This is a genomic window from Pseudomonas sp. TE3728 (assembly GCF_056279145.1).
The window spans coordinates 5,668,407-5,689,599 of sequence record NZ_JBWBQT010000001.1; the positions used below are offsets into that span (position 1 = coordinate 5,668,407).

Consider the following 21,193-nt stretch of genomic DNA (forward strand, 5'->3'; position numbering starts at 1 on the left):
TCGGCTGAATAAAAAACCGCCTCGAAAGAGGCGGTTTTTTTGTACCTGGATTTTTTGTTTCTGAAGCGGTCAGCCCATCATGTCCTTGACCATGCGTTCCTGCTCCATCAACTCACGTTGGCGTGCGTCGATGCGCGATGACAGCGGGAAGTTGCTACCAGCCTTGCGCTTGGCGAAGTCCAGTTGCTGGATTGCCTGGCGATAGTCGCCGACCAGCGCAAAGTACTCCGCACGAGCCTGATGCAGGCCGATGATGTTGCCCGACAGGCCACGAGTCTCGGCCACCATGTACCAGACGTCCGGATCATCGGGTCGGCTCTTGAGCAGGGTCTCCAGTGCTTTTTCCGCATCGGCCGCTCGATTTTGCTTGAGCAGCAGGTCGACGCGCACCTGATTCAGCGGGTAGTTGCCGGGGTATTGAGTGAGCATCCGGTCGACCCGAGATTGAGCATCGGGCAGACGATTATTGGTGATGTCCAGATCGACCTGCGCCAGGTTGTAGATGATCTCGTTCGGCGATTTGGCCAGCAGCAGCTTGAGGTTCTCCCGAGCCTCATTCAGCTGGCCACCCTTGATCTGGGCGATTGCCAAGCCATAGCGCGCGACATCGTTTTTCGGGTTTTCATCGAGTTGGGCCCGGAAGCGCTTGGCGCCCAGGCCTGGGGTTTCTTCATAGATCAGTTGCACACGTGCGCGAATCAGCTGATAACGCATGCTGTCTTCGATACCACCCGGTTTGGCCTGTTCGGCGCGGTTGCGGGTGTCGGCGATCCGCGATTCGGTTACCGGGTGCGTCAGCAGGAATTCTGGTGGCTTGGCGTCGAAGCGGTATTGGCGCATCAGCCGTTCGAACATGGTCGGCATCGAGCGCGGGTCGTAGCCGGCCTTTTCCAGATTCATGATGCCGATACGGTCGGCTTCCTGTTCGTTCTGGCGCGAGAAGCGTCGTTGTTCCTGAATCGCCGCTGCCTGGGTACCGGCAATGGCCGCGATCCCTGCATCGCCTGCACCGGCCGCAGCAATCACGATGCCAGCCAGCAGCGCAGCCATCATGGGCACTTGCATGCGTTGCGACGCTTCGACACCGCGGGCGAAGTGACGCTGCGACAAGTGAGCCAGTTCGTGGGCCATTACCGAAGCATATTCACCCTCGGTCTGGGCATTGAGGAACAAGCCACCGTTGACGCCGACGATTCCGCCCGGCGCGGCAAAAGCGTTGAGCTGCGGGCTGTTGATCAGGATGAACTCCAGACGCCGGTCATTGACCTGGCTGGTTTCTACCAAACGGTAGACGCTGGATTCGACGTAATCCTTGAGCTGCGGATCACTGAGCTGCGACACCTGACTGCGCAACAGCGCCAGCCAGGCACGGCCCAATTGGTGTTCCTGTTGCGGCGAGACGATGGCAGAACTGGCGTCACCAAGTGACGGCAAGTCGTCGGCGAAGCCCGGTGAGGCGAGCAGGCAAGCGAGCGTCAGCAGGGTAGGGCGCAAAAAAGTCATGCACAAAGCCTTAGTCGACAAAGACCTTACTGTAGCCGGACACTACGCTTGGGACCAGATATTCTAAGCGGCTTAACCCCCGCCCCGGAGTGATTCAATGACTGACGCAGTAACCCACGACGCCGAACTGGACGCCAGCGGTCTGAATTGTCCGTTGCCGTTGCTCAAAGCCAAACTGGAGCTCAACCGACTGGCCAGCGGTGCGGTACTCAAGGTGATCGCCACCGATGCAGGTTCCCAGCGCGACTTTCGCACCTTTGCCCGATTGGCCGGTCATACGCTGCTTCGTGAAGAAGATGAGGCGGGCGTTTACCGCTATTGGTTGAAAAAAGCCTGAAACCTGCTGCGTTCGTTTCTAAGGATTATTGATGTTCAAGGTGTTACGCGACTGGATTCAGCGCTACTTCTCGGATGAAGAAGCCGTGGTGCTGGCGGTGTTGCTGTTTCTGGCATTTACCGCGGTGCTCACCCTGGGTGGAATGCTCGCGCCCGTACTGGCTGGTATGGTGCTGGCGTATCTGATGCAGGGGCTGGTAGTGACCCTCGAACGCCTGCGCGTGCCGGGTGGCGTGGCGGTGGGGCTGGTTTTCGCGTTATTCATGGGGTTGTTGCTGGTTTTTATCATCATCGTGGTGCCACTGCTCTGGCACCAACTGATCACGTTGTTCAACGAATTGCCCGGCATGCTCGCCAAGTGGCAGTCGCTGCTGTTGCTGCTGCCCGAGCGCTATCCGCATCTGGTGTCGGATGAGCAAGTACTGCAGGCGATCGACGTGGCGAGGGGCGAGATCGGCAAGTTCGGCCAGTGGGCGCTGACATTTTCGCTGTCGAGCCTGCCGCTGCTGGTGAACATCATGATCTACCTGGTGCTGGTGCCGATCCTGGTGTTCTTCTTTCTCAAGGACCGGGAGATGATCGGCCAGTGGGTCCGCGGTTATCTGCCGCGCGAGCGGGCGCTGATCACCCGGGTCGCCCAGGAAATGAACCGGCAGATCGCCAATTACATTCGCGGCAAGGTCATCGAAATCTTCATTTGCGGTGGCGTGACCTACATCGCGTTCGTGGCGCTGGGGCTCAACTATTCGGCGCTGCTGGCGTTGCTGGTGGGTGTGTCGGTGGTGGTGCCTTACGTCGGGGCGGTGGTGGTGACCGTGCCAGTGCTGCTGATTGCACTGTTCCAGTGGGGCTGGAGCGATCAATTCATCTATTTGATGGCGGTCTACGGGATCATCCAGACACTGGACGGCAACGTGCTGGTGCCGCTGCTGTTCTCGGAAGCAGTCAACCTGCACCCGGTGGCGATCATTTGCGCGGTGCTGTTGTTTGGTGGGTTGTGGGGCTTTTGGGGTGTGTTCTTTGCGATTCCCCTGGCGACGCTGTTCAAGGCTGTGCTGGATGCCTGGCCGCGCAAAGAACCGATGGTGGCGCCGCTGCTTTAACGGTCAGTACTGGTTATGCGGTGAGGCTGATGGCCCCATCCCGAGCAGGCTCGGTCCCACAAAGTTTGCGCAAATCCTGTGGGAGCGAGCCTGCTCGCGATGACGTCCGAACGGGCACTAGATGAATCAGGCCTTGTTCAGCGCCTGAGCAGCAGCCAAAACCGCATCCACATGCCCCGGTACCTTCACGCCGCGCCATTCCTGACGCAGCACGCCGTTCTTGTCGATCAGGAACGTGCTGCGATCAACGCCCATGTATTCCTTGCCGTAGAGCTTTTTCAGCTTGATCACGTCGAATTGCTGGCATAGCGCTTCTTCCTTGTCACTGATCAGCTCGAAGGTGAAAGCCTGTTTGGCTTTGAAGTTCTCATGGGATTTCAGGCTATCGCGAGACACGCCGAAGACTTCAGTATTGGCGGCTTTAAAGGCGTCAAGCTGATCACGAAAACCCTGACCCTGGGTGGTGCAGCCTGGCGTGCTGTCCTTCGGATAGAAGTAAATCACCACTTGCTTGCCTTTGAGGCCCGCGAGGCTGACGGATTGCCCGCTGGTGGCGGGTGCTTCGAAGTCGGCAACCGGTTGGTCGATGGTTACGGCCATGAAAGCTTCCTTACATTGGGTTTTGTGGGCGCCACGGCTCAATCAGTGCGTCAAGATTCATGGCGTCGGCGAAATCCAGGAACTGGTCACGCAACCAGCTGATCTGGGTGCCGGCCGGCAAAGTCACGGTGAACGTGGCGTTAAGCATGGTGCCGCCGGTCTGCGGAGCCTGATAGGTGTCGCAGGTCAGGTTCTCCAGTTCGACGTTGTGATCCATGAAGAACTGGCACAGCTCGTTGATAATGTCCGGGCGGTAGGCCGAGCTGACGTAGGCAACGTATGGCAGGGCCTGGGGACGGTTTTCCAGGGCCGCGCTGCGAACCACGTTAACGGTGAAGGCGTGCCTTTTGGCCAGTACAGGCAGGCTGCCCTCGAGGCGCGCCAGGGCGTCCCAACTGCCGGAGATCTCGAGGATCAGCGCACTGCATTCGCCATGGCGGGTCAGACGAGAGGTGACCACGGCGCAGCGGTTTTCATGGCTGGCACGGCACAGGACGTTAGTCAGCTCCATGGGGTTGGCGCCGAGGGCACTGATGACAAGGAATTGTTCGCGAACTGTGGGGGTGGACATGCAGCATTCCTAAAGCGATGAGCGGTCGATACTTTTAAGGGCTTTTTTTACCGGGACGAGCCTGCGGATGCGAATTCAGAAAACCCGGCCGAAGGTTGCGACGTGCTCCAGAGTGGCGAGAGCGAGGGGTGGCAACGCTGGATCGGGGCTTGTGATGCCGAAAATGGAGGCTGGAACACGGCGTACGAGCTTATCAGTACCGATCAAAGTCTGAAGGGTAGCGAAAAGCAGCGCCAAGGGGAATGGCAGCAGCGCAGTACTTCGCTTGTACAAGCATCTTGGCGCCAGTACCATTACCGCTCTCTTTTTCCGGCAGGAGCGGTTGCATGATTGCGGGCAGTATGGTGGCACTGGTCACACCCATGGATGCACAGGGTCGTCTCGACTGGGACAGCCTGAGCAAACTGGTGGACTTCCACCTGCAAGAGGGCACCAACGCCATCGTGGCGGTCGGCACTACAGGTGAGTCGGCCACGCTTGACGTGAACGAACACATCGAAGTGATTCGTCGCGTGGTTGCCCAGGTTGCAGGGCGTATTCCGGTGATCGCCGGTACGGGCGCCAATTCGACGCGCGAAGCGATCGAACTGACCACCAACGCAAAGAACGCCGGCGCCGACGCGTGCCTGCTGGTAACCCCTTATTACAACAAGCCGACGCAAGAAGGCCTGTACTTGCACTTCAAAGCCATCGCCGAAGCCGTCGACATCCCGCAGATCCTTTACAACGTGCCGGGCCGTACCGCATGCGACATGCAGGCCGAGACGGTGATCCGCCTGTCGACCGTGAAGAACATCATCGGCATCAAGGAAGCCACGGGCGACCTGCAGCGCGCCAAGGACATCCTGGCCGGCGTGAGCAGCGACTTCCTGGTGTATTCCGGTGACGACGCGACCGCGGTCGAGCTGATGCTGCTCGGCGGCAAGGGCAATATTTCGGTGACCGCCAACGTCGCACCGCGCGCCATGAGCGAGTTGTGTGCCGCGGCCATGGCCGGTGATGCCGTCAAGGCCCGGGCGATCCATGAAAAGCTAATGCCGCTCAATAAAACCCTGTTTATCGAATCCAACCCTATCCCCGTGAAATGGGCACTGCATGAAATGGGCTTGATGCCGGACGGTATCCGTCTGCCGCTCACCTGGCTCAGCGCTGCCTGTCACGAACCGCTGCGGCAGGCCATGCGCCAGTCCGGCGTCCTGGTTTAATTGAGGAAGTACTACGCATGAAGCGATTGGCCGGACTTTCCGCACTTGCCTTGATTATCTCCAGCACCAGTGGCTGCGGATGGATCTGGGGCCCGGAAGGTTATTTCCGTGACCGTGGTAGCGACTACCTGGAAGCGCAACAGACTGCACCGATGCAACTGCCACCGGACGTCAGCACCGCCAAGCGTCTGGATCCGCTGTTGCCGATCCCGCGCAACGTGGCTGACGACACCGCCAAGGGCGAATACATCGTGCCTCGTCCGCAGCCGCTATCGGCCGCGGCTGATGCCAGCGACTACACCCTGCAGAAGAGCGGCGATTCGCGTTGGGTCATGGCCCAGCACCCACCGGCCGAAGTCTGGCCTGTGGCCGTGCAGTTCTTCCAGGACAATGGTTTCCGTCTGGACGAGCAACGCCCGCAAACCGGCGAATTCACCACCACCTGGCAGCATTCCGACGAACTGTCCGCAGCAATGGCCAAGCGCCTGAGCGCAGCCGGTGTCGGCGCCGACAGTGAAAGCCGTGTGCGGGTGCGTATCGAGCCAGGCGTGCAGCGCAACACCAGTGAAGTCTACGTGGTCAGCGCCGAGCGTCCTGCCGGCAGCACCGCCAATGTGGATTTCACCAATCGGTCGGTCAACACCGGCCTGGACGCAGCACTGGTCGACGACATGCTGGCAAGCATGAGCCGCACCTCGGAGAAGGGCGGTTCGGTCTCCATGCTGGCCTCTCGTGATTTCGATACGCCAAGTCGTGTCAGCCTGACCGAAGATGGCAGCGGCAACCCGGTGCTCAACGTCGGTTCCGACCTGGATCGTGCCTGGTCGAGTGTCGGTCGTGCGCTGGAACAGGGCGAATGGCGTGTTGAAGACATCAACCGCAGCCTGGGCCTGTACTACATCAACCTCGCCGAAAAAGCCGAGAAAAAGGACGAGAAGCCAGGTTTCTTCAGCGGTCTGTTCGGCAGCAAACCGGACAAGGAAGAAGTTGAAGCCCGTGCCGAGCGTTATCAGGTTCGCCTGAGCAAGGTTGGCGAGAACGTCCAAGTCACCGTCGAGAAAAACATCAACACCGTGGCGCCAGCAGACGTGGCGCGCAAAGTGTTGAGCGTGATTCAGGACAACCTGGGCTGATCACATGCGTTTTGCCGTTCTCGGCAGCGGTAGCCAAGGGAACGGCACGCTGATAGCCAGCGATGACACGTATGTACTGGTGGATTGTGGTTTCTCCCTGCGAGAAACCGAAAAACGCCTGCTGCGACTGGGTGTGAACCCTTCGCAGCTGAGCGCGATACTCGTGACCCACGAACATGCCGACCACGTGCATGGCGTGGGTTTGCTGTCTCGGCGTTACAATCTGCCTGTCTACCTCAGTCGCGGGACCCTGCGCGGGATGCGCAAACCGATTGAACCCGCAGGCTTTCTGGCTGGCGGCGAGCAATTGCAAATCGGTAACCTGAGCATCGGCGTCATTGCCGTGGCCCATGATGCACAGGAGCCGACGCAGTATGTCTTCAGCGACGGTCAGCGGCGTTTTGGCTTGTTGACCGACCTGGGCTCATATTGCAACAAGGTGCTGGACGGCTACCGGGACCTCGATGCATTGATGATCGAGTCCAATCATTGCCGTGACATGCTGGCTCGCGGTCACTACCCGTACTTTCTCAAGCAACGGGTGGGCGGTGAATTGGGACATTTGAACAACCATCAGGCGGCATTCCTGGTGGCCGAGTTGGGCTGGCAAGGCCTGCAACACCTGGTCCTGGCCCATCTGAGCAGCAAGAACAACCTGCCGCAGCTGGCCCGGCAATGTTTTGTCGACACCCTCGGGTGCGACCCGGACTGGCTGCAACTGGCCGATCAAGATTCAGGGCTCGACTGGCGACATATCGCCTAGCCCACCTACTTAGCAAGCGGAGCCCATCATGGAAAAACGTGAAGAACTCTACCGCGGCAAAGCCAAATCGGTTTACAAGACCGATGACGCTGACCGCTTGATCCTGCTGTTTCGCAACGACACCTCGGCGTTCGACGGCAAGCGCATCGAGCAGCTCGACCGCAAAGGCATGGTGAACAACAAGTTCAACGCCTTCATCATGCAGAAACTCGAAGCAGCCGGCGTGCCGACTCAATTCGACAAACTGCTGGGCGACAACGAATGCCTGGTGAAGAAGCTCGACATGATCCCGGTCGAGTGCGTCGTGCGTAACTATGCCGCCGGCAGCCTGGTCAAGCGCCTGGGCGTTGAAGAGGGCATGAAGCTCAACCCTTACACCTTCGAACTGTTCCTGAAGGACGACGCCAAGGGCGACCCGTTCATCAACGAATCCCACGTCGTGGCATTCGGTTGGGGCACCGCCGAGCAACTGGTTCGCATGAAAGAACTGTCGCTCAAGGTCAACGAAGTCCTGAGCAAACTGTTCGACGACGCCGGCCTGCTGCTGGTCGACTTCAAACTGGAATTCGGCGTGTTCTCCGACGGCTCCATCGTCCTGGGCGACGAGTTCAGCCCGGACGGCTGCCGTCTGTGGGACAAGGCCACCGGCAAGAAAATGGACAAGGACCGCTTCCGTCAGGGCCTCGGCGACGTCATCGAAGCTTATGAAGAAGTCGCCAATCGTCTGGGCGTACCGCTTTAATCGACGCAAGCATCTGATAGCACGGAAAAATTTCGCTTAGGGGGTTCGCTTCCGGCAAAAGTGTTGTTATGATGCGCGCCGTTGGAGAGATGCCAGAGTGGCCGAATGGGACGGATTCGAAATCCGTTGTACCTTCACCGGTACCTAGGGTTCGAATCCCTATCTCTCCGCCATACATAAAAAGCCCCGTAGATGAAAATCTACGGGGCTTTTTCGTTTACGCGGATTTTTCCGACCGGCCACTGTCACTGCATTTGCCTCAGGTTTTCCGCGTCGGATAAATCAGCTCAACGGCGTAAGAAAAATATGCCTGTTCCAGAGAAAAGTACCTCCACTGAGTCGCTTTAATTACCACCCCCTGTATTTGTTGATCGTTTCGTGAATCAATGGGTTATCTTCGAAATATCCCCTCACATTGAAAGACATTGCCGCAAAAATTCCTCATCTACTCTGGTTCTGCAGGTCATTGACCTGTCGTAATCAGCAGTCGCAAGGAGCGATCAATGTATTTTGAGATTTACAGGCAAACCCGTGGTATCGCACAAACTGGCAAGGGCCAATGGCGCTGGCGTTTGCGGGCGGGGAACCATGAAACGATTGCCAGTGGGGAGGCTTACGTCAACAAGTCTGATTGCGTGCATGCCATCAGTTTGATCAAAGGGACTCATGATCAGACCCCGGTCAAGGAGATATAGACTCCAGGGCGGTGAAGCTGCTCAGTCAGAGCAGCTTCTTTATTTTCCGAACGCTCGTATAAGTCCCGGATTTTCAGGGATCGGGGGCCCGCGGCCTGCCAGTCAATGCCAAGCGCAAATTGCCGCGACACATCCAGCCCGGTATTTTGCGTGCAGACGCCTCGGACACACCGCTGACCCTTGATGAATATTGCGTGCGGTCGCAGATGCTGGTGTCTCACACCGCCAAAGCGATCCATCCGCTGTGCCATTGAGCAGGGCGGCGCTGTGTTATATGTACGAACTTTCTACCAATCTTCACAGGAGCCCCGTTATGCCTCACCTGCACATGGAATACACCGCTAACTTGCCCGAACTGAATACCGACGTGGCGTTGATGCGACTCAACAATGCGTTGATGGCTTCCGGTCAGTTTGCGGCCGAGTTCGATATCAAGAGCCGTGCAGTAAAGGTCGAGAGCTTCAAGGTTGGCACCGCACTGGGCGAGCGGGCTTTTGTGCATATCAAGCTGGCACTGTTGAGCGGGCGTTCGGCGGAGATCAAGAAGCAGTTGTCACAAAGCCTGTTGGCAGTGTTGCAGGACTTGTGCGAATGGCCGGCCAACGTAGAAGTGCAGTTGTGTGCGGAAATTCTGGATATTGATCGCGAGTCCTACACCAAGACGGCCATCGGGCTCTGACAGATCAGGTCAGGGGTGCAGAGCAAACCCTGTTCTGCGCAGGCTTTGACCACTTGCTCGCGAAGCCACGTATTGGCGCTGTCCTGATCGCTGGCTTCGCTCCATTGCATGTCGAGGATAAATCCTGGCAAGCCCTTTGATGCTTCGCAATGACTGAATACCGCGTCATTGGCCAGCAGCGTTTGAATGCGCCGCGGTAGCGTCAGGATGAGCTCGGTGCCGGTGATCATCTTGAGGGCTGCCCTGTAGCTGGCGGGTTGCGCGATAAGCTGTCGTTTGTGATCGACACTGTGGGTGTCGAAGGTCTTGTGTAGAGAGAGCACGTGACGATGTTCAATGGATCGCAAATTTGGGCGTACTTGCGGCGGAGTTACGCGTTTATCGAAGACGTAAACCAGCTCGTCTTCAACCAGCCTCCGGGATTTGAAGGCAGTGTGGCTGTGTTGAAAGTCGTGGCCGAAGCAGATCACCAGATCGAGACTGTCGTCACGCCGTTCATCGATGGGCGGAGCGGTATCGAGTTTTTGCACATTGACGATCACCGGCAGGTTGGCGAAGTCGAAGTTCCTCAACAGGCGCGGCAGTACCAGCAGTTCGAAGTATTCCGGCGCGCAAATATTGAAGGTGACGGCTTTTAGAGTCGGATCAAAGGCTTGAGCCCCGGAATGGCAGAAGTTGATGCCTTCCAGAATCTTCAGCACATGCTCGTGCATAGTGGTGGCTTTGTAGGTTGGACGCATTCCTGATCGGGTGTTGATGAACAAATCATCTTCGAAGCCGGTGCGCAGCTTTTTCAGCGAATAGCTGACGGTGGACTGGCTGACCCCAAGGGTTTCGGAGACGGCGGTGACGCTGCTTTGTGCATACACGGCGACGAACACCATGAGGTCCTGCATATCGAGCTTTCTAAGTAAATTGCTGTTAAGCATCTGGCCCATTTCTATGAACTCCCTGTCCTGTTTTGAATGCGATTCAACAGGATAACGGAACGATAGTGCCAAGAGAATGGCTTGTAGGAAGCTTCATTGTCAGATGTGGGACACAACGTGTAGGTAACACGACCTACACATCACTGGCCTGAGGGGGGCGGGATTTTCTGGATCAGCGCAGATTGCTCGAAGGTGACCTGTATCGAGTGCCAGGTGCTGTATCTCACCGGCCAAGCGCTGAAGTTACGCCCAGACACTTGGCTGCGGTCGGTCAGTAAAGTGAAGTCTTATTACAGTAATCCGTCCTGCGCACACACGCTGACAATTTGTTCGCGAAACCAGTTATTGGCGCTGTCTTGACCTGGTTTCTCGTTCCACAACATGTCCAGTGTGAAGTTCGGTAAACCCGTCGGTGGTTTGCAATGGCTGAATCTGGCTTCATTGCTGATCAGCATCTGGATGCGTCGAGGTAGAGTGAGAACAAAATCGGTTCCGGGGATCATGTTGAGTGCCGCAACGTAACTATTAGCTCGTGCGACAATTTGGCGGGTGTAGCCCAATTTGCTGAGCCAGCCATCCACCATGTTGGTGTCTGAAGTCCAAGGAGTCGGGAAGATATGCTGGCGTGCGACAAAGGTGTCCAGGCTGAACTCGCCCTCTGGAGGCGCATAGTCTTTATCGACGACGCAGACCAGGTCATCTTCCAGCAGCACTTGTGATTTCAAATTTTTAGCACTGTGATGAAAGTTGGGCCCGAAACAAATTGCCAGATCGAAACGGCCATCCATAAGTTCGTCGTTAGGGATGTCTATGTGGAGTTTCTGGATATTTACTATGACCGGAAAACTACTGCCGATAAAGCGTTTCAATAAGTTTGGAAGTATAAGAAGTTCAAAATATTCAGGTGCGCAAATATTAAAAGTGATCTCTTTTTGCGCCGGGTCGAATGAGTGTAGTCCGGAATGGCATATATTTATGCTCTTCAGAATTTTGAGAACATGGCTGTACATTGTGGCGGCTTTGTGTGTTGGCCACATGCCATTGCGGGTATTGATGAAGAGCTCGTCCTCGAAACTCGTGCGAAGCTTTTTCAAGCAGTAGCTTACCGTGGACTGGCTGACGCAGAGGGTTTCGGAGACCTCGGTGACGCTTCTTTGTTCATACACAGCCACGAAAACCATAAGGTCCTGCATATCCAGTTTTCGTAGCAGATTGCTATTAAGCATAAAGGTCCATCTCGGTGAAAATCCATGTGTGTCACGTTACGTCGTGTTTTGTGACAAGGTTGTTTATTTATATATTAGTGGAAGCAATTGGTTTTTTAAATAGTCTGTAGGAGATTTCCTCAATATATTCTCGTTCCACTTAGAGAGAACCCTGACCAGGGATAGGAGGGCGAAGTGTTGGTACGCGTCACGGAAAGTCAAACGCCGTTATGGATGCAGGCGACTGAAGTTGTGAAAGAAAAGTTTCGCAGCTCTTATAAGGCATCCGTAGAGCCGAGCCCGCAGTATTTTGCGGTCACCCAAGACAGTGAGGAGCGCATTCTTTCTTGCGCCGGTATAACTTTTGCGGATCATCGCACACTGTTTTCGGAGCAATACCTGTCGCAACCGATAGAAGCGATTCTGTCCCAGCGTTATGAAAAAATGATCGATCGATCAGTTATTGCTGAAATAGGGAGTTTGATTTCTCATCATCTGACAGCCGGGATGATCATGGTCAACATGGTTCCGTTGTTGGCCTGGTGCATGGGGGCTCAATATTTGCTTTGCACCGTCACACCTCGGGTCCGGCAAATGATGGAGAGCTGTCAGATCGATTTCGAACCGCTGCTCACAGCGGACCCTCAGCGCCTGGCCAATGATGGTGGCAAGAACTGGGGAAGCTACTACTCGAAAGTGCCCGTCACCGGTTTCATTCGAGTGGACCCGAAACGCTCGCGCTTTGCAGCCATGACCCTCGGTACCCTGTTTACCCAGCTGTCGACCGATTTGCCGGCGAGGGCGCAGCCATGAGCGGTCATTTCATTGCTGACTTGCGGCTTGCATTGCAGGTCAATCGTCAGAAGGTCTGCGCTATCGATTGTGCTCCGACCGGCCTGGAACACGCCGCTGTCATGACCTATGGCGAGCTGGAATCCCGGGCGCTGAATCTGGCGGCAGAACTGCAGCGGCGCTTCGACTCGGCCGCTCATGGCGATCACGTTGTGCTGGGGATTGCGACGCGTAATAGCAGTGACTGGTTGATTGCCGATCTGGCTTGCCTGTTTGCCGGCATTACCGCATTGCCTTTGCCGCTGGCATTCAGTCAGTCCCAGGCCGAACACCTTGCCGAGCGTTGTGACGGGTTTCTGGTGGATGCCGCAGGCGAGCGGACGCTGGCTGAGCGGTGGAGGCTGGACTTTCCCGACAGCCGTCTCAGGCGTATCAGTGAACCTGCCCTGGAGCAGCCGTTGTTGCGAGAACCGGACGGCGATAGTGCATGGATCTGCAAAATCATTCATACCTCGGGGACTACCAGTCGGCCCAAGGGTGTGCGCCTGAGCACGGCGGCGGTGGGGGCGGTATTGACTTCCCTGCGCCAGTGGATGCCGGTCGATGCCCATCGCAGCTATCTGTCACTGGTGCCATTGAGCCTGCTGCTGGAACAAGTGACCGCCGCGTATTTACCGCTGCTGGCCGGCGGGACCGTGTATTTCCTGCCTGAAGGCCAGGCGCTGCTAGGGGAGCCAGGAACGTCACCGCAGCGTTTGATCGAATGGATCCTGCGGGTCGAACCGACGGCCTTGACGGTACCACCGGTGATGCTCAATCACTTTCATGAGTTATTGACCGAAGGCGGCGTGCAGGGTGAACGCCTGTCTCGTTACCTGCATGCGGGGGTGCATATCACGTGCGGCGGCGCGGCCGTCAGCATCGATATCCTGCATGCCCTCGCCGAGGATGGCATTGCGGTGTTCCAGGGTTACGGGCTCTCCGAAAACGCCTCGGTCGTCAGTATGAATACCTTGCAGCACCAACGTCTGGGCAGTGTGGGCAGGCCGTTGCCGCATGTTCAGGTGCGCATCGGCGCCGACCAGACCATTGAGGTCAAGAGCAGTTCGTTGTTCAGCGGCTACTCGGGCAAAGATCCCAGCGCCTGTTCGATGTCCGACGATGGCTGGATGGACACCGGGGATCTGGGGGAGCTGGATGCTGATGGCTTTCTTTATGTTCGCGGCCGCAAGAAAAATGTGATCTGCCTGCCCAATGGCCGCAACGTCAGCCCGGAACAGGTCGAGCTGGAATACCGCGAATACCCCGGTGTGCGCGATGCCGCTGTGTTTTTCGATGAAACCCATGGGTTGGTGGCGCTGTTGTGTGTTGAGTCGGTACCGGATCGCGATGAGCTGGCTAGCTGGTCAGCCCGGCGCTTTTCCGACATCGAGCGACCGAGCCGCCTGTGGTTGCTGACCAAGGACGATCCATTGCTCGAGCAACTCTACACCGTCACCGGCCGTCCAAAACGCGCCGATATCGCTACTGTTTTCGCCAATCTGCAAGGGAATGCATCTGATGAACACGCCTGCCTATCATTGTGAAAGCCCCGATGTATCCATTATTGAGCCGCGCCATTTTGCAAGCCTGGGCAAGGCCGAGCTGTACGACTTGCTGGGGCATTACGGCGTCGTCCTGTTACGTAACTGCATCCACAACCCCGAGGATTTCAGCGCCTATGTGAAGCAGAACAGCTCGCGACTGAGCCTAGACCCGGCTCGTGTCATGGTCGGTGGAGCCGCGCAGTTGGTGGATGCGGGCCGCCAGGCGATCGGTCTGCATTGCGAAAATGGTAACTCACCGTTCTGGCCGGACATCACCTGGTTCTATTGCCAGGAAGCGCCGCGCACCGGTTCGCAAACCACCTTGTGCGACGGTGAGAAAGTACTGGCGAAGCTGTCATCCGCCTGCCGCACATTTTTCGAGGACAACCCGATTCGCTACAGCCGCACCGTTGCCGGCGACAAATGGCGTCGGCTGGTTTGCCATTATTCGCCAGCGCTCTCGGACCCGGCGGCGGTCAGGATCGAAGATCTGATGCAGATCATCGGCGACGATCCGCAGACACAGATATCCTTCGATCCGTTTGATGATTCGATTCATTACGCCTTCAGTACCCCGGCGATTCTGGTCTCCGAATTCAGCCAGCGTCCGGCGTTTGCCAACAGCATTCTCGGGCCGTCCTTCAACTATGAAGTGCCAGTGATCGATACCTCGTCCGGGCTGCCCATTCCCGGCGAATTCCTGCACGAAATCGCCGAGGTTTCCGCGCAATACACCTACCCGGTCGGCTGGCGTGACCACGACATGGTGATGATCGACAACCGTCGGGTAATGCACGGTCGTGAGGCCATCGTTGATGAGCGCCGCCGTATCTTCAACGCCCTAAGCTACCGCTGAGACCTATTCATGAAGACCAATAACAGGCAAATCATTTCAGGTCAGTACGAGACGTATATCGACGGTGACGGTCGCCAGATAGTCGATCTGGCCGGCGGGTTTGGCTTTCAGGTACCGGCGGTAATCGACGCGGTCAGCCTTCAGGCGCAGAACATGGGGCTGTCCAATCGAGTGCTGATGTCCGACCCATTGATCGCTTTGTGCCGACGCCTGGCCGAGCTGCTACCGCAACCGCTGGTCAGCTCTTATGTGTGCAGCTCCGGCGATGAAGCATTCGAAGGCGCCTTGAAACTGTGCAAAGGTCTCAAGCCCAAGGGCAACACCATTGTCGTTGTCGAGGGCGGCGACTATGGCTCGTTGAGTTACGGACGTTGCCTCAGCGCGCCGCAAGACTATCTGCAGATGCAGCGTTTCCTGGGGTTCGAGCTCGTGGCGATCAGGCATGTGCGCGACCTGGATAAAGTGGCCTGGAACGATTGCTTCGCGGTTTGCCACACCAGCACCGTGATTGATGAAAACGGTCGCTTGCGCCTGATAGAGCAGGTGCTACTCGATCACTTGTATGCCGCAGCGGCCAAGGAGTCGGCGCCGGTCATCGCGGTCGATGTGCAAAGTTGTCTGGGGAGCCTCGGCACGCTGTTCGGTTTCCAGCGTTTTCGCAATACCCCGGACATCGTGGTGTTGGGCGGGCCGCTGGGCGGCAGCGCGATTCCTATAGGCACCTATACCTGCAGCGAACAGATGGCCTATCAGGTCTATGGTCGCAGCAGCCCGGCGAAACATGGCAGCACCACCGCCGGCAACCCGATGGCCTGTGTGGCCGCCATGGCGGCACTGGATTACGTGCAGGCACACGACTTGCCCACACAGTGCCTCACTAACGGCAAGATTCTGGCGCAGGCGCTCGCCTCGTTCGGTGCTGTCGCCTGCGGTTCCTGGGTCAGCCTGCCGCTGTCAGCCGACCTCAATCCCGCCGAATTGTGCGAGGAGCTTTATCAGCGTGGCATCTATGTCAGTGCACCCCGTGGCCGCGAGTTGATTCTGCGTTGCCCGATCACCGCACGAGCCGAACACATCCAGCGCACATCCCGGATCCTCAAGGAGACTTTAAGCCATGTCCTTAACCCTATCGCATGAACAACTGCTGGATGATTGCCAGCGGCATTGGAGTGCCTCGGCGGCCAAGCTCTATCGTCTGGGTAAAACCAGCGTCGAAAAGGACGCCGATGGCATCTATGTCACCGACCATGCCGGCAAGCGCTTTATCGATTGCGCCTGCAGCTATGGGGTGTTCATCGTCGGCCATCGTAATCCGATGGTGCGTGAGCAGGTGCAGACCCAGTTGAACCAGATGGCCTGGACTCCGGAGGGGGCGGGTGCATCCGCTGCAAGGCGCATTGTCCGAGCGCCTCCGGAATCTGGTACCGGGTGATTGGGGGGATGTGCAGTTTATGGTCTCGGGTGCTGAAGCCATCGAACAGAGCATGCGTTATGTGCTCAAGGTGCAGCAGCACCGGCGTGGAATCGTGGTAATGAGTGATTCCTATCATGGCAAGACGCTAGCGGCGATGAGCATTCTTGGGCAGAAACAGCACCATCGCAGCTACGGCACCGCGGCCTCAGAAGTGACTTATGTGCCGTACGGTGACTTCGCCGCCTTGCAGAAAGCGGTTGGTGAGGGGGTGCGTGCGGTGTATGTCGAGCCGATTCTGGGGGGCGCCCACTTACAGGTTCCGCCTGTGGGTTACATGGCGAACATCCGCGCCCTGTGCGATGCCACTGAGACCTTGCTGGTGGCCGACGAAATCCAGACCGGTTTCGGCCGCTGTGGCAAGTGGTTCGCCGTGCAGTATGACGACGTCGTGCCGGACATCATGATTCTCTCCAAAGGCCTGACGGGCGGTTACACCTCGTTTGCCTGCGCGATGTACAGCCAGCGACTGGCCACGCAATACCCGCTGAGCGAGATCGAGCCTGACCAGCGGACCAATGGCGGGCATCCGGTGGCATGCGCCGCGGCACTGGCCGCTATCGATTACATCGAGCAGCACAACCTGGTTGAGCAATCACGGATCAACGGCGGTTTGCTGCGCCATGGCCTGCAACGGCTGGCTCAGTGTTATCCGCAGATTGTCGAGGATGTGCCCGGTGTCGGCCTGATGACCGGCCTGCGCTTGCGCGGTTCGGTCTACGAAGCGCTGATGAGCATGGAGTTGGGCAAGCGTGGCGTGCATGCCGGGCATTCAATGAATGAAAAAGCCGCGCACCCGGTTCTGCGGTTTTACCCGCCGCTGAACATCACGCCCGAAGCGCTTCGGCATGTCCTGACGATGACCGAGGAAGCCCTTGAGGCGATCGCCCGGCGTCCGAAGCTGGCGGTCAAGGCGTTTTCTGTGGTGGTCAGAAACATGTACCACATCCCCAACAAGCTACTGCGCAGCAAAGGGAAGCGCTGATGTTCAATCCCGATACTCTGACTCTGCGCGAAATGGCCGGTCTGCTGCGCCGCGGTGTGCTGACCAGTCTCAACTTGCTGGAGTTCTACCTGCAGCGTATCGATGAACGCAATCCGCAGATCAACGCCCTGATTCAACTGGAGCCTGTCGACGAACTGCGTCGACAGGCCCGGGAGGCCGATGATATGGCCCGCATCGGAAAGATCCGTGGCCCCTTACATGGCATCCCCCTGACCATCAAGGACGTCTGCCATGTGCGCGGCTTCCGAATGTCGCGAGGCCTGAAGGAGTTGCTGGGCGAGGCCAGTCAGGAGGATGCCACGGTCGTTGCCCGGCTTCGCCAGGCGGGTGCGATCATCCTTGGGATCAGCAATGTTCCCGAGCTGTGCATGGCGTTTGAAACCGACAATCTGCTGTATGGCCGCACACTCAATCCTTATGACGGGCGGCGCTCCGCTGGCGGTAGCAGCGGCGGTGAAGCAGCGGCCATCGCGGCCGGTTGCTCGCCGGCCGGGCTGGCCTCGGATGCTTGCGGCAGTGTGCGGATCCCGGCGCATTTCAACGGTATCTGCGGCATGAAACTGACCCAGGGGCGTGTGCCATTGACCGGCCAGTTTCCCTCTGATCGCTCCGGGCTGTTTCATCTGACGTCGGCGTTTGGTGTGATGGGGCGTTATGTCGACGATCTGGCGTTACTCGGGCAACTGATCAGCGGCGCTGACGGTCACGATCCGGACACCGTCGATGTGCCGTTCGCAGCCAGCCAGCCGCTGGCCCAATTGCGTGTCGCACTGTCCTGGGAGTCCACCAGGACCCGGGTGAGCCCGGCGGTGAAGCAGGTTCTGCAACGGGTCGAGAGTTGCCTGAGCAATGTGGTGGCGCAGGTTACACCGACGGCTCCGCTGATGCTCGACGAGGCCTGCGATGTGCTCTGGCGGATTTTCATCACGGGCGCGGATGCCGGGCGTGGCTGGAAGCGTCTGTTCCAGTCCATGAACAAACAGACCTGTACGTCCGCCACCTCAGGGTTGATTCGCTTGAGCGAAGAGGTCGAATTGAGCGTGGATGAAATGAAGCGCGACTGGATTCTGATCGATACGTTTCGCTATCACCTGGCGAAGTTTTTCAATCAGCACGATCTGTTCATCTGCCCGGTATTCCCGGACGTGGCGTTCGCTCATGGCGAGTCTTTGCAGGATCGTGATCGCTATGCCTTTGTGTTTCCGTTCAGCCTCTCCGGTTCACCGGCGGTGGTCATTCGCGCCGGGCATGATCCGGTCAGCGGGATGCCGATCGGCATCCAGATTGTCGGCCCGCACTGGCAGGAAGAGCGGCTGTTGGCCGTGGCCAATTTCCTGGAGCGCGAACTGGAGCGCTGGAGTCCGGTGGCCCCGTTGGACACAGTCACTTCTTTGAAGGATCTCAAGCTGTAACGGTTTTGGCGGTACGGCTGGTGATCACCAATGCCAGCATGCCGACACCCACCAGCACGGCACCGGTGACTTCTATCAGCACCGGTTGCTGTCTGAGCCAGAACCAGTGAAACAATGTGACAAACAAGGTGTTCAGGTAGACGTAGGAAACCACCGTTGACGGTGAAATCACCCCGATTGCCCGATGCAGCAGCCAGAATGTCCCGAGGGTGCCAAACAGCGCCAGGTATACAAGCCAGAACATATCGCTCGACGACAACTGCGCGCCGCTGCGCCAACCGCCGTTAAACAGACAGAACACAAACAGAAACAGCGAACCGAAAAGCATGTTCCAGAAGGTCATCGCCACCGGGTCACGCCCCTTCAAGGTATTGACCTTGAATCGCTGGCTCAGAGGCGAATAAAGCGCCATCGCCAGGCAGCCAACGCCGAAGACCAGTACCGGATACAGTGCAGGCAGTTCGCCTGGAGCTGCCCCTTTGAGCGTCAGCAGCAGGGCACCGATCGCTGCAATCGACATCGGCAACAAGCGGCTCTTCAGGCTTGGGCTCGGCAGCAGCAATACCTCAAAAAATAACGTCATCAGTGGCACCAGCGTGTACAGCGTCGCGGTATTGACAGCGGTGGTATGGCGTAGCGCTTCAAACAGCGAACCGAAATACGTTGCCAGCAGCAGCCCAAGAACCGCATGCGCCAGCAAGCCTCTGGCCGAGATCGGTGACGTATTTTTCAATAACAGCAGTGGCAAGAACATCAAGGCTGAAAACAGCAAACGCAGCCCGGTCAACAATATTGGATCTATCGATTGGCTGACCTCTGCCGCCGCAAAGAACGACGATGAGATCAGCATTGCCCAGATCAGCATGCCCCAATGAGCTTCTGCAAAACCGACTTGTTTCATGAGTTCCTTTTCCTGCGCTTGATCGAACCTGTAAGAGCCAACGGTGCCGCACCGCTGGCTCCTACGAAAAGCAGAACCTTCGAAGACTATTGAATATGCTGCGCGTATTGCCTTGGGTTGAAGCGCAGTACCATTACAATCATCACCGCCATCACCGCTGTGAGTGACCACCAGGCCCATTCGAAGCTACCCAATTGGTCGCGAATCATCCCGGCAATCAGCGGTGAGAGGCCCGCGATCAGGTAACCGATGCCTTGCACAAAGGCCGTCAGGCCGCCGGCACGACGCGGGTTATCCAGGTGATCAAGGGACACGATCAGGCTCATCGGGAACAGACCGCCAATGCCCAGGCCCAACAGGCACGGCCATAGCAGGCTAAAGCCTTCCGGGCTGAGGATCAGGCCGCAGAAGCCAGCCATGATCAAGGCCAGCAGAACGACCAGTACCAGGCGTTTGTCCTGGCTGCGGTTGGCAATCGCGGGTGTTATCAGCCCGGACACGACTTCCATGGCCGTGAGAAACCCCAGCAATAAGCCGGCATTCTGTTCACTCCAGCCTTTTTCCATGTAATACGGGGCTAGCCAGGCCAGCACACAGGTGTAGGAGGCCGTGCCCAAACCGAAGAAAATCGCCAGCAGCCAGGCCCGAGAGTTACCGACGAAGGACTCCTGGCGTCCCATCGGCGCCGCCGGCAATGGCGCGATTGCCGAACGCTGGGCAAGCCAGAAGGCCAGGGCGACCAGCGTCAGTAGCGCCCAGATGGCCAGGCCCATCCGCCAACTACCGGTTTGCGCCAGGACGAAAGGCGAGAACGATGCCGCAATCGCTGCGCCGCCCATGATCGAAGTGACATACAAACCCATGAACAGCGAAACGTTGTCGCTGAAGCGTGACTTGATCAGCGCAGGCATCACCGCCTGAATGAGGGCGATCCCCAGCCCGGCCAATACTGCGCTCAGGATCAACTCAAGGGGGCTGTCCAGATACAGCCGCGAGACCGTGGCCACACCGATGATCAACAAGGACAGGATGATGGTGCGGTGTTCGCCAACCCGTTGCGCAATGCGCATTCCCAGGAACATCGCCAGGCCCATCGCCATGACGGGCAGCATGGTCAGCAGCGACGCGGTACTGAAACTTAATGGAACATCCCCGCGAATGGCCGACAACAACGGCCCGACAGCGGCCATCGAAGGCCTCAGGTTCAGTGCCACCAATACCACGCTGACCATCAGCCATCCGGCATAGGCGCTTGTAGTACGAACGTTTTCCATAACGGAACCCCAAATTTACAAGGTTGTGATTAGGCCGCTCCAAGCCTGCAGGGGCAAACTGAAAAGTCGCTGGCACTATCGAGAAATTAGGTTGGTTACCGGGAGGAATGTTTAGCCAATCTGCAACCAAGGTTCATCAAGTCTGGATTTAACGGCTTATCTGCCCGTGTGACGCTGCTTTGCATCTGTTTACTGCGGTCTTTTCCATGGACGTCTGGCTGATCAGCATCAAACACGAGGGGGCGTCTGGTGCCACTTCAAGCCTTCAGCCACGTCGTCCATTCAGGCCTGCCAGCGCGCCAAGCCTGTCTGCACTCCCTTCCGAACTGGCCTTCTGGGCATTGTGGCACTGCCGCCACGCCCGCCCGCCGGATTCCTGCCTGTCCCGCTGATTGTTCTGACAGGTCCCGCGCTGTGCGTCGGGATCAAAC

The 21,193-nt window shown here is 57.7% G+C and carries 22 protein-coding genes, 1 tRNA gene and 1 pseudogene; 17 read left to right on the top strand and 7 right to left on the bottom strand.

From position 1 onward, the window contains the following. Positions 1-69: 69 nt before the first annotated feature. Positions 70-1,503, bottom strand: a complete 1,434-nt coding sequence (locus ACZ89R_RS24955; RefSeq protein ID WP_429547762.1) for a M48 family metalloprotease — start codon at positions 1,501-1,503, stop codon at positions 70-72. A 97-nt stretch (positions 1,504-1,600) separates the two neighbouring features. On the opposite strand from ACZ89R_RS24955, the gene ACZ89R_RS24960 reads away from it, so the two are divergent. After that, positions 1,601-1,840: a sulfurtransferase TusA family protein gene (locus ACZ89R_RS24960; RefSeq protein WP_007898654.1), complete on the top strand. Its 240-nt coding sequence runs from the start codon at positions 1,601-1,603 to the stop codon at positions 1,838-1,840. Positions 1,841-1,871: 31 nt separating this feature from the next. Further along, entirely contained in the window at positions 1,872-2,942 is a 1,071-nt protein-coding gene (locus tag ACZ89R_RS24965) for an AI-2E family transporter (RefSeq protein ID WP_429547761.1), read from the top strand. 126 nt (positions 2,943-3,068) lie between these two features. Here the strand turns inward: ACZ89R_RS24965 and ACZ89R_RS24970 are convergent, their stop codons facing one another. Then, a complete protein-coding gene (locus ACZ89R_RS24970) occupies positions 3,069-3,542 on the bottom strand; it encodes a peroxiredoxin (RefSeq protein WP_429547760.1) in 474 nt (157 codons plus the stop codon). Positions 3,543-3,552: 10 nt separating this feature from the next. Further along, complete coding sequence (locus ACZ89R_RS24975; RefSeq protein ID WP_007898662.1) at positions 3,553-4,113, bottom strand: glycine cleavage system transcriptional repressor; 561 nt, start codon at positions 4,111-4,113, stop codon at positions 3,553-3,555. Between the two features lie 326 nt (positions 4,114-4,439). Between ACZ89R_RS24975 and dapA the strand changes: the two genes are divergently transcribed. The 8 genes and pseudogenes from dapA (at position 4,440) to ACZ89R_RS25015 (ending at position 9,330) form a co-directional block, all read left to right on the top strand. Next, positions 4,440-5,318, top strand: coding sequence for a 4-hydroxy-tetrahydrodipicolinate synthase (gene dapA, locus ACZ89R_RS24980; RefSeq protein WP_030132650.1), 879 nt, complete (start codon positions 4,440-4,442; stop codon positions 5,316-5,318). Positions 5,319-5,335: 17 nt separating this feature from the next. Further along, complete coding sequence (bamC, locus tag ACZ89R_RS24985) at positions 5,336-6,451, top strand: outer membrane protein assembly factor BamC (RefSeq protein WP_429547759.1); 1,116 nt, start codon at positions 5,336-5,338, stop codon at positions 6,449-6,451. A gap of 4 nt (positions 6,452-6,455) precedes the next feature. Then, on the top strand, positions 6,456-7,214 hold the full coding sequence (locus ACZ89R_RS24990) for an MBL fold metallo-hydrolase (RefSeq protein WP_007898669.1): 759 nt from the start codon (positions 6,456-6,458) through the stop codon (positions 7,212-7,214). 28 nt (positions 7,215-7,242) lie between these two features. Next, on the top strand, positions 7,243-7,956 hold the full coding sequence (purC, locus tag ACZ89R_RS24995; protein ID WP_007898671.1) for a phosphoribosylaminoimidazolesuccinocarboxamide synthase: 714 nt from the start codon (positions 7,243-7,245) through the stop codon (positions 7,954-7,956). Between the two features lie 83 nt (positions 7,957-8,039). Next, positions 8,040-8,129, top strand: a tRNA-Ser gene (locus ACZ89R_RS25000). Positions 8,130-8,459: 330 nt separating this feature from the next. Beyond that, positions 8,460-8,651 carry a YegP family protein gene (locus ACZ89R_RS25005; RefSeq protein WP_008074435.1) on the top strand — a complete coding sequence of 64 codons (192 nt, stop codon included), beginning with the start codon at positions 8,460-8,462 and terminating at the stop codon, positions 8,649-8,651. Positions 8,652-8,737: 86 nt separating this feature from the next. Beyond that, a pseudogene (locus ACZ89R_RS25010) lies at positions 8,738-8,878 on the top strand (LysR family transcriptional regulator); the annotation flags it as partial. 86 nt (positions 8,879-8,964) lie between these two features. After that, positions 8,965-9,330 (top strand): 5-carboxymethyl-2-hydroxymuconate Delta-isomerase, encoded by a 366-nt coding sequence (locus ACZ89R_RS25015; protein WP_429547758.1) that lies wholly within the window; start codon positions 8,965-8,967, stop codon positions 9,328-9,330. Here the strand turns inward: ACZ89R_RS25015 and ACZ89R_RS25020 are convergent. Beyond that, the gene (locus tag ACZ89R_RS25020) at positions 9,303-10,259 is read right to left on the bottom strand and encodes a LysR family transcriptional regulator (RefSeq protein ID WP_429547950.1); all 957 of its coding nucleotides are present in this window, start codon (positions 10,257-10,259) and stop codon (positions 9,303-9,305) included. The genes ACZ89R_RS25015 and ACZ89R_RS25020 overlap by 28 nt on opposite strands. Positions 10,260-10,549: 290 nt before the next feature. Then, on the bottom strand, positions 10,550-11,485 hold the full coding sequence (locus tag ACZ89R_RS25025; protein ID WP_123499067.1) for a LysR family transcriptional regulator: 936 nt from the start codon (positions 11,483-11,485) through the stop codon (positions 10,550-10,552). A 174-nt stretch (positions 11,486-11,659) separates the two neighbouring features. On the opposite strand from ACZ89R_RS25025, the gene ACZ89R_RS25030 reads away from it, so the two are divergent. The 7 genes from ACZ89R_RS25030 to ACZ89R_RS25060 are packed head-to-tail and all read left to right on the top strand — an operon-like array spanning position 11,660 to position 18,587. Next, the gene (locus ACZ89R_RS25030) at positions 11,660-12,277 is read left to right on the top strand and encodes a thermostable hemolysin (protein WP_429547757.1); all 618 of its coding nucleotides are present in this window, start codon (positions 11,660-11,662) and stop codon (positions 12,275-12,277) included. Beyond that, positions 12,274-13,842 carry an AMP-binding protein gene (locus ACZ89R_RS25035; RefSeq protein ID WP_218398173.1) on the top strand — a complete coding sequence of 523 codons (1,569 nt, stop codon included), beginning with the start codon at positions 12,274-12,276 and terminating at the stop codon, positions 13,840-13,842. Before ACZ89R_RS25030 ends, ACZ89R_RS25035 begins: the two co-directional genes overlap by 4 nt. Beyond that, complete coding sequence (locus ACZ89R_RS25040) at positions 13,817-14,698, top strand: TauD/TfdA family dioxygenase (RefSeq protein WP_401174337.1); 882 nt, start codon at positions 13,817-13,819, stop codon at positions 14,696-14,698. Before ACZ89R_RS25035 ends, ACZ89R_RS25040 begins: the two co-directional genes overlap by 26 nt. A 9-nt stretch (positions 14,699-14,707) precedes the next feature. Continuing rightward, positions 14,708-15,835, top strand: coding sequence for an aminotransferase class III-fold pyridoxal phosphate-dependent enzyme (locus ACZ89R_RS25045; RefSeq protein WP_429547756.1), 1,128 nt, complete (start codon positions 14,708-14,710; stop codon positions 15,833-15,835). Continuing rightward, positions 15,813-16,130, top strand: coding sequence for an aminotransferase class III-fold pyridoxal phosphate-dependent enzyme (locus ACZ89R_RS25050; protein ID WP_476241479.1), 318 nt, complete (start codon positions 15,813-15,815; stop codon positions 16,128-16,130). Before ACZ89R_RS25045 ends, ACZ89R_RS25050 begins: the two co-directional genes overlap by 23 nt. Before the next feature lie 19 nt (positions 16,131-16,149). Beyond that, entirely contained in the window at positions 16,150-17,154 is a 1,005-nt protein-coding gene (locus ACZ89R_RS25055; protein ID WP_476241500.1) for an aspartate aminotransferase family protein, read from the top strand. Then, entirely contained in the window at positions 17,154-18,587 is a 1,434-nt protein-coding gene (locus ACZ89R_RS25060) for an amidase (protein ID WP_429547754.1), read from the top strand. Before ACZ89R_RS25055 ends, ACZ89R_RS25060 begins: the two co-directional genes overlap by 1 nt. Here ACZ89R_RS25060 and ACZ89R_RS25065 read toward each other — a convergent pair. Beyond that, positions 18,577-19,488: a DMT family transporter gene (locus ACZ89R_RS25065; RefSeq protein WP_429547753.1), complete on the bottom strand. Its 912-nt coding sequence runs from the start codon at positions 19,486-19,488 to the stop codon at positions 18,577-18,579. The two genes, ACZ89R_RS25060 and ACZ89R_RS25065, sit on opposite strands and share 11 nt — an antisense overlap. Positions 19,489-19,574: 86 nt before the next feature. Continuing rightward, the gene (locus ACZ89R_RS25070) at positions 19,575-20,762 is read right to left on the bottom strand and encodes a cyanate transporter (RefSeq protein ID WP_429547752.1); all 1,188 of its coding nucleotides are present in this window, start codon (positions 20,760-20,762) and stop codon (positions 19,575-19,577) included. Positions 20,763-21,193: the final 431 nt, after the last annotated feature.